We start from the raw sequence: 13577 nt of genomic DNA on the forward strand, positions 1-13577 counted from the left end.
CTGAAGCGGCCAATTTAAAGAGGCCAATCTAAAGAGGACAGACGTGAAAACCATCAAAGCTGAAAACCCGGCCATCGTCTCTGAAATTCGCGTAGGGCTTGGGGATGAGATTGCCGCAGGCACTGTTTTGCTTGTGACGGAGCTGATGAAAATGCAGCACGAGATCCGCGCGGATGAAAGTGGCGTGGTCACGGCCCTGCATGTGTCACCGGGGGATGAGCTGCGCGGCGGGGAGCCGCTGGTGAGCCTTGAGCCGGGAGAGGTCTCTTTGCGGGTCGAGCAGGAGGAGCAGGGGCAGCGGCTGGAGTTTTCCGAATTTGAGGCGCGCATGGGGATGCTGACGGACAGCAGCAGACCACAGGCGGTTGCAAAGCGCCACCAAAGTGGAAGCCGGACCGCGCGCGAAAACATCGAGGATCTGTTCGATCCCGGCTCCTTTAGCGAATATGGTGCCCTGGCAGTGGCGGCTCAGCGCACAAAACGCCCGCTGGCCGAGCTGCAGTCACGTACCCAAGGCGATGGGATCATCTGTGGCACCGGCACAGTGAACGGGCGCGCTGTTGCGGCCATGGCTGTTGATTATATGGTGCTTGCGGGAACCCAGGGCTACAATCACCACCGAAAAATGGACCGTTTGATCGAACGCGCAGGGCGGGACAATCTGCCTATTGTGCTCTTTGCGGAAGGTGGCGGTGGGCGACCCAACGACTATGATATGGCGCCGATGATGGTGGCCGGGTTGAATGTGCCCTCGTTTCGCAATTTCGCCGCCCATAGGGGCCCCAAGATTGGCATCGTCTCGGGGCTGTGCTTTGCGGGGAATGCGGCACTGTTTGGCCTGTGCAATGTGCGAATTGCCACCCAGGACAGCTGGATCGGGATGGGCGGTCCGGCGATGATCGAAGGCGGCGGGTTGGGCAGTGTAACGCCACATGAGATTGGCCCCTCTGAGACGCAAAAGGCAAATGGTGTCATCGACCTGTTGCGCCAGAACGAGGCAGAGGCGGTTGCCGCCACCAAGGTGCTGTTGGGGCTGCCGTTTTTGCACAGCCCCCCGCAGGAGGAGGCGCCGGCCCTGGCCCTGCGCGACGTTGTTCCGGCTGACCGCACCCGGGCCTATGACATGCGCCAAGCGATCGAGGCTTTGACCGATGCGGGCAGTTTCCTGGAGCTGCGCCGGGATTTTGGCCAGGGCATGATCACCGGCTTTATGCGCATCAAGGGGCAGGCCTATGGGGTTCTGGCAAATAACCCGCTGCATATCGGCGGGGCTATTGATGCACCCGCAGGGGACAAGGGCGCGCGGTTTTTGCAACTTTGTGACGCCTGGGGGCTGCCGGTTGTGACCCTGTGCGACACGCCGGGCTTTATGGTGGGGCCTGCGATCGAGGAGACCGGGCAGGTGGCCCATATTTCGCGCCTGTTCCTTGCAGGAGCGCATTTTGCCCAGCCGTTGGTGACCGTCATTCTGCGCAAGGCCTATGGTCTGGGGGCGATGGCGATGGCGGGTGGTGGTTTTGACCGACCGCATTATTGTTGCGCCTGGCCAACAGGTGAGGTGGGTGCCATGGGGTTGGAAGGGGCTGTGAAGCTGGGCCACCGCGACCATCTGGCCGCGATCTCGGATCCGGTTGCGCGCGAGGCAGAATACCAGCGCCTGGTTGCGGAACTCTACCAAAACGGCTCAGCCTTGAACGCCGCGAGCCTGCTTGAATTTGATGCGGTTATTGACCCGGCCCTGACGCGTGAGGAAATCGCGCGGGTTATCGCGGCGGCGGGACCAGGCTCCCCCAGCGAGCGCTATGTCGATGCCTGGTAAGTCAGAAGGGAGACGCGCTCAGGCAATGTCACGCAGCAGCTGAACCAGTTGGGCGGTTTCGTCCTTGCCTAGCTGGTTCAGAATGGCGGCATCCTGTTGTTGAATTTCCTGCCGGATCTGCATCATGCGTTTGCGGCCCAAATCCGTGGGCAACACATTGATCTGACGGTGATCACCCTGGGCAACCTGGCGGTGCACCAACCCGTCTGACACCATGCGATCCACCAGTTTGGTGAGCGTAGGCGGATTCATCAAAACAATTTCGGCCAGCTGCCCCATGGTCAGCCGCGGGCCCTCATCCAGGGTTTCCAAAATACGCCAGGCTTCGATCTGAATCCCATGCCGACGCAGCCGTGCATTCAACGAGGTGGCGACCTTCCGGTGCGCCGCCGCCAAGGCATAGGACAGGTAGTTGTGAAGCGGGCTGATGCTGTTTTCCATAGGACTCACTTTGGTCTGACGGGGGTCTGACCTGGAGATTTTAGTTGACTTGGAAATTAAGTTCAAATGAAATGTGGCAGTCCTCAATCCCTGTGGAAAGGGCGCTGTCGCCATGACTTCCTTTACCAAGGCTCCAAAAATTCCAACGGAGTTGATTGAACTACAAGCCAACCCTTTGTCCCAAAACAAAGGCAGCTACCGAATTGCCCTGCTCATCCCCTTGTGCGGCTCTGCCGGGCTTTGGGCGCCCTCCTGTATCTCCAGTGCTCAGGTCGCGGTAGAAGAGCTGAACAAAAGCGGCGGTGTGGATGGGCGCAAGGTTCAGCTTATCATGATTGATGCGGCGATGGAGGCCAGCATTTCCATTGAAGAGATCGTCAATGATCTTATTGAACGGGGGTCGATAGATGCGATTGTTGGCATGCATATCAGTGCCATTCGCCAAAGGTTGAGCAAAGTGGTGCGACAGCGGATCCCCTATGTGTACACCCCGCTTTATGAAGGCGGCGAAAGCACCGCAGGTTTGTTTGCCATTGGGGAGACGCCAAAGGAACAGCTTGGGCCGTCGATGGAACTGATCCAAAACCAATACCGGCCCAAAAGCTGGGCGTTGATTGGCAATGATTACGTCTGGCCGCGGATTTCACATCTGTTTGCAAAGTCCAGACTGCGCGAGAACGCCATTGATCTCGCATATGAGAGATACGTGCCTTTTGGGTCACGCAACATGGCGCAATATGTGGCTGAAATTGCTGCCAGCTCAGCAGAGGCGGTGCTGATCTCATTGGTGGGCCAGGATGCGGTTGCCTTTAACCGGGCCTTTGGAAGCGCGGGTTTGCACAATCAAATGGTGCGGCTGTCCTGTGCGGTTGAGGAGAACGGCCTATTGGCCGCCGGGCCGCGCAACAGCAAACGTTTGTTTGTCGCTTCTTCCTATTTTGCAGCGCTGCCAACCGAGGCCAATGCGGCCTTTAAAGAGCTGTACTACGGGCTGCATGGGGATCAGGCTCCGGCGCTGAACGCCATTGGCCAGTCCACATATGAGGGCGTTCATTTTCTCGCCGGATTGATGCGGGGCCATGCCAATGTCTGGCGTGATCATTGTGTTACGGATGGCTTGCCGGTGATTCATCGCAGTGGCCGAAAAACCCTGTCTTCGAATAAAAGCCAGCGCCCGCCGGTCTATCTGGCGCGAGCGGATGGGCTCAAATTTGAGGTCATAAAAGATCTGAAATCAATAGCTTAAAGTTATTTGGTTTCCATTTCAAATTTAATGCTTGAATTGGAAACTAAAATCTCCCACGGTTTGAGCCATTCAAATCGTCGCCCCGTTTGGGGGCGGGACATGCGTAACGTCGGGGAGAACTACCGTGCTCTGGATTGCTTTGTTGGTGCCTGTGGCGCTGCTTGCCCTGGTTGGGATTTGGTTCCTGCATCGGTTCTACGCCAAGGCGACATTGGACAGCGCGCTGGTCAGAACCGGCTTTGGCGGTCGCCGGGTGATCACGGACGGTGGCTGTATTGCGCTGCCCATCCTGCACCAGATGCAGAAGGTGTCGATGGGGGCGCTGAATTTCTCGATCAGCCGCCAGGGGCGTGAGGCCGTGCTGACGCGGGATAGAATGCGGGCGGATGTGATCTTTGGCTTTGAGCTGCGGGTGTCGCCCACCGAAGAGGGGATTGCAACAGCAGCCCAGGCTCTGGGGCACCGGATTGCCCGCGGCGGCGACAGTATTCACGAGGTTCTGTCCGGGGCGCTGGTCAATGCCATTCAAAATGCGGCGGCTCTGCGCAGCCTGGAGCAGATACACCTGGATCGCGGCGGCTTTGCCGAAGATGTTGCCACAGCCATTGACACCCAGGCAAAACAACTGGGGCTGACGCTTGTCTCAACCGCGCTGATCTCGATTGACCAGAGCGATCAAAGCCAGCTGAACGAAAACAATGCCTTTAACGCGCAGGGGCTGCGACGGCTGGCCGAATTGGTCGCCGATCAGCGCAAAGAGCGCGTCCGTATCGAGACCGAAGCCGAAACCGCCGTGCGCGAAAGCCGTTTGGCGCAGCACCAGCGGCAGTTGCAGCTTCAGCGTCAGGAGCGCGAAGCCGAAATTGCCCAGCAAGAGCATTTCAGCAAGTTGGAGGCTGATGCCAAATCCCGCCAGATCCAGGCGCATGAGATTGCCAAACTGGCAAGCGAGACCGCACGGATTGAAAATGAGACCCGGGCCAAGGCGGCTCAGGTTGAACAGGATGAAATCCTTAGAAAATCTGAAATGGCGGCGATCCTCTCGCTGGAGGAAGCCAAGATTGCAAATGGCATTCATCTGGCCCGCAAACGCACCGAGGAGGCCGAGGCGAAAGCGGCGGAAGAACAGGCCCGGTCCTTGGTCATTCTTGCGGCGGAACAGGTGCAGGCGCAAAAAGAACGCGCCGTCGCCGAACGGGAACGCGATATTGCCCGCATCCATCAGGACAAAGAGCTTGAGCTGGAAGAGGCGCGGGTCAAGCGCGATGTGGATACCCTGCTGGCCCGCGCCCAGGCGGAAAGCACGGCTGCCATAGGGGCTGCTGAGGCGGAAAAGGCCCGGATGCAGGCCGAAGCTGCGGGGCATGTGGCGCTGAACTCAGCCGAAAACACCCTGAGCGAGGCGGTTATTCGCATGCGGCTTGAAGAGCGCAAGCTCGATCGCCTGCCAGAAATCATGACGCAGATGATGAAGCCGGTAGAGAAGATCGACTCGATCAGGATCAACCAGATTTCGGGTGCCCCGGGTGGCTCGGGCGGCGGCGCCGAGGGCGTCGATAGTGCCTTTGGTGCCGCCATGGATCAGATCCTGGGCATGGCTGTCCGCCTGCCGGCCATGAAGCAGATGGGGGAAGACATCGGGCTGGATTTTGACGCCAACCTGGCGGGGCGCACCGCCGATTATGCCAACCGGATCAAACCAAAAACAGAATAACGCCAGGAAAACTGCGCGAATGCTTAGCCAGACAACACAGAGGGAACGGAACATGCCATTGAACAGACGCAGCTTTTTATCCGCAACAGCCGCTATGACCGGGACTGCACTGCTGCCGCAGGCTGTCCTGGCCGCAGATAAGATCAAACTGGGCTCGATCCTCGATACCTCGGGCATTTTTGACGCCTATGGCAAGCCGATGGATATGGCGATGCGCCTGGCCGTGGCAGAGATCAATGCCGCGGGCGGATTGCTGGGGCGAGAGGTGGAAGTGGTGGCCTATGACACCCAGTCGGATATGGCGCTCTACTCGCAATATGGTCAGCAACTGACCCGGCAAGACCGGGTGGATGTGGTCCATGGCGGCATTCTGTCTGCCTCGCGTGAGGCGATCCGCCAGACCATGCGCAAGACCAAGACACTGTATTTCTACAATGTTCTGTATGAAGGTGGGGTCTGTGACGGCAATATCTTCATCAACGGCGTCACCCCGGCGCAGCAGGTTGCGGCGTTGGTGCCCTATGCCATGGAAAAATCCGGTCCCAAGGTCTATATCCTTGCCGCTGATTATAACTACGGCCAGATCACCGCCCGCTGGATCCAGAAATTTGTGGCTGACAACGGTGGCGAAACCGTTGGTGTTGATTTCTTCCCGCTGGATGTCAGCGATTTTGGCTCAACCATCGCCAAGATCCAGACGGTGGGCCCCGATCTGGTGATTGCGCCCCTGGTTGGCGGCGCGCATCTGTCCTTTTTCCGCCAATGGGCGGCGGCAGGGATGAAAGATCGCATTCCGCTGGCCTCCACCACCCTGGGGGTTGGCAACGAACATAAAGTTCTGACCCCGCAAGAGGGCGATGGCATTATGGTGGCGTATAACTACAGCCAGGAGCTGGCGACGCCTGCCAACACCGCCTTCAAGGAAAACTGGGCGGCGGCCTATGGCGACAGTGGCATGATCCACGAGATCGCAGTGTCCAACTATCAGGGGTTGTTGACCTGGGCCGCTGCGGTGCGGCAGGCGGGCTCGATTGAGCGGCAGGCGGTGATTGCCGCCCTGGAATCCGGGCTGTCGATCGAAGGACCGGCGGGCAAGATTACCATCGACCCCAAGACCCACCACGCGGTGCTGGATGTCCATATCATGGAGATTGAAAACCAGGGCATGCGGGTGGTCAAAACCCTGCCGCAGCGCCAGCCGATTGACACCCAGTTGGTCTGTGATCTGCAGGCCAATCCGGGGGACAACACCCAATACGAAATCCAGATCTGACCCATTCCCGGATTTGACACGGAGCGGCCAGGGTCGCTCCGCATCCCCACGCCGGGGAACGGCTGTGCTGTGCCATAGGAAGACTGAAGGAAGACTGGAGCCGATGGATCTCTCATTCGTCATTTTGATAGAAATGCTCTACGCGGTCTCTTCGCTGATCCTGATCAGCGCAGGCCTGGCCGTTGTGTTTGGCATGATGAAAGTGATCAACCTCGCGCATGGGGAATTCATGATGATGGGCGGCTATGCCACCATCACTGCGGTGAACCTGGGGGTGAACATCTTTGTCGCCATGCTGGTGATTGCGCCGCTGACGGTTGGGCTGATTGGGCTGATTGTCGAACGTCTGGTGATCCGCCACCTCTATGGGCGGCTGGTGGATACCATGCTGGCGACCTGGGGGTTGAGCCTGTTTTTCATTGGGTTGGCCACCATGATTTTTGGCAATACCACGACGGGAATTTCCACGCCAATTCCCGGCTTTACGGTCGGAAACTACCAGATCAACGGCTACAACTTCTTTATCATCGTGGTCTCTGTGCTGCTGTTGATTGCCATGCGTGTGGTGCTTAAATCCACCCGTGCCGGGCTGATCGCCCGCGGCGCGATGCAACAGGCGGATATGGCAGCGGCGCTTGGCTACAGCCCAAACCGCATCTACATGGCAACCTTCTTTTGCGGCTCGGCGCTCTCGGGTCTGGCCGGGGCGGTGCTGGCGCCGCTGGTTGGATTGGTGCCCACCTCGGGCGGCGCCTATATCGCCAAGGCCTTTATTACCGTCATCGCCGGAGGACCATCGCTTATTGCCGGGCTGTTTTCCGGTGCCGGCTTGTTTGGCGTGGTCAGCCAGGTCTTCACCTTCACCATCTCTCCGGTGATGGGCGAGGTTGCCCTGCTGGTGGCCGCTGTCATCCTGCTTCGCCTTTTGCCGCAGGGCATCACCGGAAAATTCTTCAAAGGAAAACTGTGATGTCCGCAAGTCTGCAAAAGGATCTTGCCTGCACGGTGGTCATCGCGGCGCTGTTGATCTGGCTGATGCCGATGCTGATCTCTCCCTATACGCTCACCGTGCTGATTATCTACGGGATGCTGGGGTTGAGCCTGGGGCTGATCTGGGGGTTTGGCGGCATCCTGTGCTTTGGCCAAGCCGCGTATTTTGGTCTTGGCGCCTATACCTATGCCATTGCTGCAATCAATCTTGGCGAGAGCACCCTGCCGATGCTTCTGGCGGTGCTGGTGCCGGCAGGGTTTGCGGCTCTGCTGGGGGGGCTGATGTTCTACGGTCGGCTGACGGATGTTTATCTGGGGGTCATCACCCTGGTGGTCACCTTGATCCTGTTCAAATTCATCAACTCGACAGCCGGGCCGCAGTATGTAATCGGCACCGCCCGGCTGGGGGGCTTTAACGGTATTCCCGGATTTCAAACCCTGAACATTCCGGGGCAGCCTGAGGCCTATATCTGGGGAGATGCCTACTTCTATGTCTGCGCGGTGCTGCTGGCACTGGTGTTTGTTCTGGTCACGCTGCTGCTGCGTTCCAGCTTTGGCAGGATTGCGGTTGGCATTCGCGAGAATGAGACCCGCATGTCGCTGATGGGCTATGATGTGCGGGCGCGCAAGACGATCCTGTTTGCCATCGGAGCCGCCATCGCCGGGCTGGCAGGCGCGCTGTTTGCCAATTGGGGCGAAATTGTCACCCCCAGCCTGTTTTCCCTTGGTCAATCGGCCGAGATCATCATCTGGTGCATCGTTGGCGGGCTTGGCACCCGGCTTGGCCCGATCCTTGGCGCCGCTGGGCTGGCCTATCTCAAATTCCTTTTGGGCCAGCAGAGCCTCGTTGATAACACGCTGATCACCGGCCTTATTCTGGTGCTGTTTGTCCTGTTCCTGCCCCGCGGCCTGGTGCCCGCCATTGCCGATTTGTGGCAGGCACAGAAGGCAGCCCGCCGAGGCGCGCGGGGCCGGGGGCGCAGGCGACAGGCCCCGCAGCGGGGAGCGGCTTAATGGCTGAAACAATTTTGGAAACTCACGGGCTGACCATGCGCTTTGGCGGGGTTGTTGCTGCCAATAACGTGGACTTCAAATTACAGGCCCGCGAGCTGCGCTGCCTGATTGGTCCCAACGGCGCCGGGAAATCGACATTCTTCAAATGTGTCTCTGGATTGCAAACCCCGACAGAGGGCCAGGTCTATATGCGTGGGTTGGAAACTACCCGCTGGATGCCACATGAGATCGCCGCATTGGGGGTGGGGATCAAAACCCAAACGCCCAATGTTCTGGACGCGCTGAGCGTGTTTGAAAACATCTGGCTGGCGGCGCGCCGGTTTCATGTGCCGACTGAGGCGACGCAAAAAACGCAAGAAATCATTGAACGCCTGGCGCTGGGCGCCATCGCGCGAAAAGACCTGGGCCAATTGGCCCATGGAGAGCGGCAGCGGGTTGAGCTGGGGCTGGTGGCGGTGGGCGACCCCTGGCTGGTGCTGCTGGATGAACCCGCCGCCGGCATGAGCGCCGAGGATGTCGAACGGATGACCGGTATCATCCACGAGCTGAACAAGACCGCCGCCATCGTCATCGTCGAACATGACATGCAGTTCATTCGCTCAATCGCTGAGACGGTGACGGTTTTCCATCAGGGAGCGGTCCTGATGGAGGACCATGTGGACCAGGTTCTGTCTGACCCAACTGTGCGCAATGTCTATCTTGGAAAGAAGGCCTGATATGGCGGATGAGCTTCCTGAAATTCTGTCCCTCAAAGGCCTGTCGGGCGGCTATGGCAAGGTGCCGATCCTGCATGGCATTGATGTCTCGGTTGCTGAAAATGAGGTGGTTGGCATCCTGGGCCACAACGGCATGGGCAAGACCACCCTGTTGAAAACCATCATGGGGTTTTTACCCGCCAGCGCCGGCTCCGCCCGGTTCCATGACACCGATATCACCCGCCTGTCACCCTATGAACGCGCCGGGCTTGGCATTGGCTATGTGCCGCAGGGGCGCGGGATTTTTCCGCAGCTTTCGGTGCGGGACAATCTGCGTTTTGCCTGGCATGAATATGCCGGCGCCAGCGAAGACGAGGTGATGCAGGCTGTGCTGTCAGACTTTCCGCGTCTGCGCCCGCTTTTGAACCGCGATGGCGGTGCGCTGTCCGGGGGGGAGCAGCAACTTCTGGCGCTGGCCCGCTGCCTGATGGGCGCGCCGGAATTTTTGCTGCTGGATGAACCCACCGAGGGTATTCAGCCCTCTATCATCGAAGAAATGGCCGAGACCCTGTTGCAGCTGCGCCAAAGCCGGGGGCTGTCGATTTTACTGGTTGAGCAGAATTTCGACTTTATCGCGGATCTGTCAGACCGGGTGCTGGTTCTTGAGCGGGGCCGGATTACTGCGGAGCTGACCCAGAATGATCTGCTGGATCAAGCCAAAGTTGATCAGTTTCTGGGTTTTGGCGCCGCCAGATCAACCCGAGCTCAAAGCACATCCCAGCCCGGGGTGGCGCTCTCAAAATCTTCTGAAATTCAGGGGTCTGCGCGGCAAATGCCTGAACCGATGCCTGCAAATGTGGTGACCAATATGACTGTGAAACGCCCCTCCTTGTCGCAGATGCGCGATATGGCCAACCGCTTTGATATGAGCCTGACGGATGCAGAACTGGCCGAGTACTCGCAGATTATGGAACCCTATATCCAGGCCTATGATCGTCTGGATGCGACGCCGGATCATCTGCCCGAAGTCAGATACCCGCGCGCGCCGGGGCATTTTCCCGATTTTGCAGAAAATCCGCTGAATGCCTGGTATGTCAAAACCGAGGTGCGTGGCGCCCCTGATGGACCCTTGCGGGGCAAGCGGGTCGCGCTCAAGGACACCATCTGCCTGGCTGGGGTGCCGATGATGAATGGCTCCTCGATCATGGAGGGCTATACGCCTGAGATCGACGCCACCATTGTTACCCGGATGCTGGACGCCGGCGCGGTGATCGCGGGCAAGGCCCATTGTGAAAACTTCTGCCTGTCCGGAGGATCGCATACCAATGCCAAGGGGCCGGTTCAAAACCCCTGGAAACACGGCTACATGGCAGGCGGCTCCTCCAGCGGCTCTGCGGCCCTGGTTGCATCCGGCGAAGTGGATATGGCCATCGCCGGGGATCAGGGCGGCTCAATTCGTATTCCGTCCTCCAACTGCGGTGTTTACGGGATGAAGCCCACCCATGGGCTTGTGCCCTATACCGGGGTGATGCCGGTCGAGCAGACCATCGACCATGTTGGCCCGGTGACCAACACGGTGGCAGATAATGCGCTGTTGCTGGAAGTCCTGGCCGGAGAGGACGGGCTGGACCCGCGCCAATATGCGCCGCAGACCTTTCGCTATACCGAGGCCCTGGGGCGCGGAGCGCAGGGGCTGCGGATTGGCATTCTTAAAGAAGGCATCCATCGCCCCGAAAGCGAGGCCGATGTTGACCAGAAAGTGCTCGCCGCAGCGGAGAGATTTCGCCAACTCGGGGCGCGGGTGGACGAAGTTTCCATTCCCGAACACCACCTGGCGGTAGATTGCTGGACCGCGATCACCGTCGAGGGGCTGCAGGATCACATGATGCGTGGCAATTCCGGCGGCACCAATTATCGCGGCTTGTTCCTGCCGTCGATGATGGACCACATGGCCCAATGGCGATCCCGCGCGGATGAGCTGTCGCATTCTCTCAAGGTCTGCATGTTCTTGGGCGAATTCTTTCAGGAACAATACCGGGGGCGGTTTTACGGCAAGGCACAGAACCTGATGCGCAAGGCGAACGAAAAATACGCCGAGGTGTTCAGGCAATATGACCTGTTGTTGATGCCCACAGTGCCGATGAAGCCACAGCAGATCCCCCCCGCCGATTGTTCGATCACGCTGTATGTTCAGCGCGCCTTTGAGATGATTGGGAATACCGCGCCGTTCAACGGCGGCCTGCCGGCGATGAATGTGCCCTGTGGGCTCAGCGAGGGCCTGCCCATCGGCATGATGCTGGTGGGGCCAAAATTTGGTGAGTTGAAAATCTACCAAGCGGCCGATGCCTTTGAGCAGAGCGGCGACTGGCGCGCAATGTAAAGGGGTCCAAAGCCATGTCTATCCTCAACGAAAGCCTTGCCAGTCAGATCTCGGGCTGGTCCAACCCTCGGGACCTAGCCGAGGACACCTCGGCGCCGCGCAATGGGCTGTCCTATGTGCGGGGGCCAAGCACACCCAGCCTGGCCTATGTCACCATTCCCCAGCTGCTGCGGGACGCGGTGTCGCGGTTTGGCCCGCGTGAGGCAGTTGTATTTTGTGACCAGAATATCAGGCTGAGCTACTATGATTTGGACCGGGCCGTGGATGCGCTTGCCTCGGGGTTTCTGGCGCTGGGGCTGAACAAGGGCGATCGGGTCGGCATCTGGTCGCCAAACCGCTACGAATGGGTTCTGACCCAGTTTGCAACAGCCCGGGCGGGGTTGGTCCTGGTGAATATCAATCCGGCCTACCGGTCGAGCGAGCTTGAATATGCCCTCAATACAGTGGGCTGCAAGGCGCTGGTGGCGGCCAGGTCCTTTAAAAGCTCTGACTATGACGGCATGATCCGCAGCCTGGCACCCGAGCTGGAACAGGCCTCCCCTGGGCGGCTACAGTCTGTCAGGCTGCCGCAGTTGCGCAGTGTGATCATTATGGAGGAGGCACCGGGCCCGGGCGTCTATTCGTTCAAGCAGTTGCAGGGCCTTGGCGGGCCTGCGCAGCACCTGCGCCTGATGCAGATAGATCAAACGCTCAACCCGGATGATGCCATCAATATCCAGTTCACCTCGGGCACCACCGGCAGCCCAAAGGGGGCAACGCTGTCGCATTACAACGTGGTCAACAATGCGCGCTTTGTGACCGACCGCATCACCCTGACCGAAACTGACCGACTGGCGATCCCGGTGCCGCTTTACCATTGTTTTGGCATGGTCATGGGGGTTCTTGGAGCTGTGAGCAAAGGTGCTACGATGGTGTTCCCGGGCGAAGCCTTTGAGGCAGAAAGCACCCTCAAGGCTGTGGCTGAGGAAAGATGCACTGCAGTCTACGGGGTGCCCACCATGTTTGCGGCCATGCTGGATAGGCTGGAGAGCTCCCCGCGCGATCTGTCCTCGCTGCGCACCGGCATCATGGCCGGGGCGCTGTGCCCGGTTGAGATCATGCAGCGGGTCACCTCCGAGATGAATATGAGCGAAGTCACGATCTGCTATGGCATGACGGAAACCTCGCCGGTGTCCTTTCAGAGCTTTGTTGACGACCCAATCGGGAAACGCTGTGAAACCGTTGGTCGGGTGCATCCGCATCTGGAGGTGAAATGCGTCGATCAGAATGGACAGATTACGCCCGTCGGTGTCCAGGGAGAGCTGTGCACCCGTGGCTATTCGGTGATGAAGGGCTATTGGGGCAATGCCGACAAAACGGCAGAGAGCATCCGTGATGGCTGGATGCACACAGGTGACCTTGCGATACTGGATGCGCAGGGGTTTTGCACCATCACCGGTCGACTAAAAGACATGATTATCCGTGGTGGGGAAAACATCTACCCGAGCGAGATCGAGGCGTTTCTGACCCGCCTGCCCATGGCCCGCGAGGTTCAGGTTTTTGGGATACCTGATGAAAAATTCGGGGAAGAGGTCTGTGCCTGGGTTGTGGCCAAGGCCGGAGAAACGGTGAGCGAAGACCAGGTGCGCGACTTTTGTCAGGGGCAAATTGCCCATTTCAAAGTGCCCCGCCATATCCGGATCGTCGAAGAAATTCCGATGACAATTACCGGCAAGCCGCAAAAATTTGTGATGCGGGAAAAAATGCTGGAATGGCTTGGCCAGTCCTCCCCTTGATTGCGGTCCGTGTTCAGACAGCCCCAAACCGTGAGCGTCTCTGCGGGGGGCGCCATGGCTGCCAGCCGACAGAGGGTTTGCACCAGGGGGAAGAGTATCACCCAAAAGTTGTGTAAAAATATTTGACTAACTCTACCTCAGGTGGAACTGTGCAGCCATTGTACGGCCCAAAGCGCGGTGCAGGAGCCAGGACCAACGCATTATTTGATACATTGGGGTAGCTATATGAA

General features: G+C 58.8%; 10 protein-coding genes. 9 read left to right on the top strand and 1 reads right to left on the bottom strand.

Features of this window, described 5'->3' with window-relative positions:
• The first annotated feature begins 43 nt into the window (after positions 1–43).
• Positions 44–1819: a carboxyl transferase domain-containing protein gene (locus ARCT_RS0107040; RefSeq protein WP_027239429.1), complete on the top strand. Its 1776-nt coding sequence runs from the start codon at positions 44–46 to the stop codon at positions 1817–1819.
• 18 nt (positions 1820–1837) lie between these two features.
• On the opposite strand, the gene ARCT_RS0107045 is transcribed toward ARCT_RS0107040, so the two are convergent.
• Complete coding sequence (locus tag ARCT_RS0107045; RefSeq protein WP_027239430.1) at positions 1838–2260, bottom strand: MarR family winged helix-turn-helix transcriptional regulator; 423 nt, start codon at positions 2258–2260, stop codon at positions 1838–1840.
• A gap of 112 nt (positions 2261–2372) precedes the next feature.
• On the opposite strand from ARCT_RS0107045, the gene ARCT_RS0107050 reads away from it, so the two are divergent.
• The 8 genes from ARCT_RS0107050 (at position 2373) to ARCT_RS0107085 (ending at position 13347) form a co-directional block, all read left to right on the top strand.
• On the top strand, positions 2373–3506 hold the full coding sequence (locus ARCT_RS0107050; protein WP_051360586.1) for a substrate-binding domain-containing protein: 1134 nt from the start codon (positions 2373–2375) through the stop codon (positions 3504–3506).
• A 124-nt stretch (positions 3507–3630) separates the two neighbouring features.
• On the top strand, positions 3631–5220 hold the full coding sequence (locus ARCT_RS0107055) for a flotillin family protein (protein ID WP_027239432.1): 1590 nt from the start codon (positions 3631–3633) through the stop codon (positions 5218–5220).
• A gap of 94 nt (positions 5221–5314) precedes the next feature.
• On the top strand, positions 5315–6493 hold the full coding sequence (locus tag ARCT_RS0107060) for an urea ABC transporter substrate-binding protein (RefSeq protein ID WP_240476274.1): 1179 nt from the start codon (positions 5315–5317) through the stop codon (positions 6491–6493).
• 103 nt (positions 6494–6596) lie between these two features.
• Positions 6597–7463, top strand: coding sequence for an ABC transporter permease subunit (locus ARCT_RS0107065; protein WP_027239434.1), 867 nt, complete (start codon positions 6597–6599; stop codon positions 7461–7463).
• A complete protein-coding gene (locus ARCT_RS25595; RefSeq protein ID WP_036784552.1) occupies positions 7463–8497 on the top strand; it encodes a branched-chain amino acid ABC transporter permease in 1035 nt (344 codons plus the stop codon). The genes ARCT_RS0107065 and ARCT_RS25595 overlap by 1 nt, the downstream gene beginning before the upstream one ends.
• Positions 8497–9213, top strand: a complete 717-nt coding sequence (locus tag ARCT_RS0107075; protein ID WP_027239435.1) for an ABC transporter ATP-binding protein — start codon at positions 8497–8499, stop codon at positions 9211–9213. Before ARCT_RS25595 ends, ARCT_RS0107075 begins: the two co-directional genes overlap by 1 nt.
• A gap of 1 nt (position 9214) precedes the next feature.
• The gene (locus ARCT_RS27485) at positions 9215–11572 is read left to right on the top strand and encodes an amidase (protein ID WP_084300773.1); all 2358 of its coding nucleotides are present in this window, start codon (positions 9215–9217) and stop codon (positions 11570–11572) included.
• Between the two features lie 14 nt (positions 11573–11586).
• Positions 11587–13347, top strand: coding sequence for an AMP-binding protein (locus ARCT_RS0107085; protein ID WP_027239437.1), 1761 nt, complete (start codon positions 11587–11589; stop codon positions 13345–13347).
• Positions 13348–13577: the final 230 nt, after the last annotated feature.

The organism is Pseudophaeobacter arcticus DSM 23566, from assembly GCF_000473205.1.
Lineage (GTDB): Bacteria > Pseudomonadota > Alphaproteobacteria > Rhodobacterales > Rhodobacteraceae > Pseudophaeobacter > Pseudophaeobacter arcticus.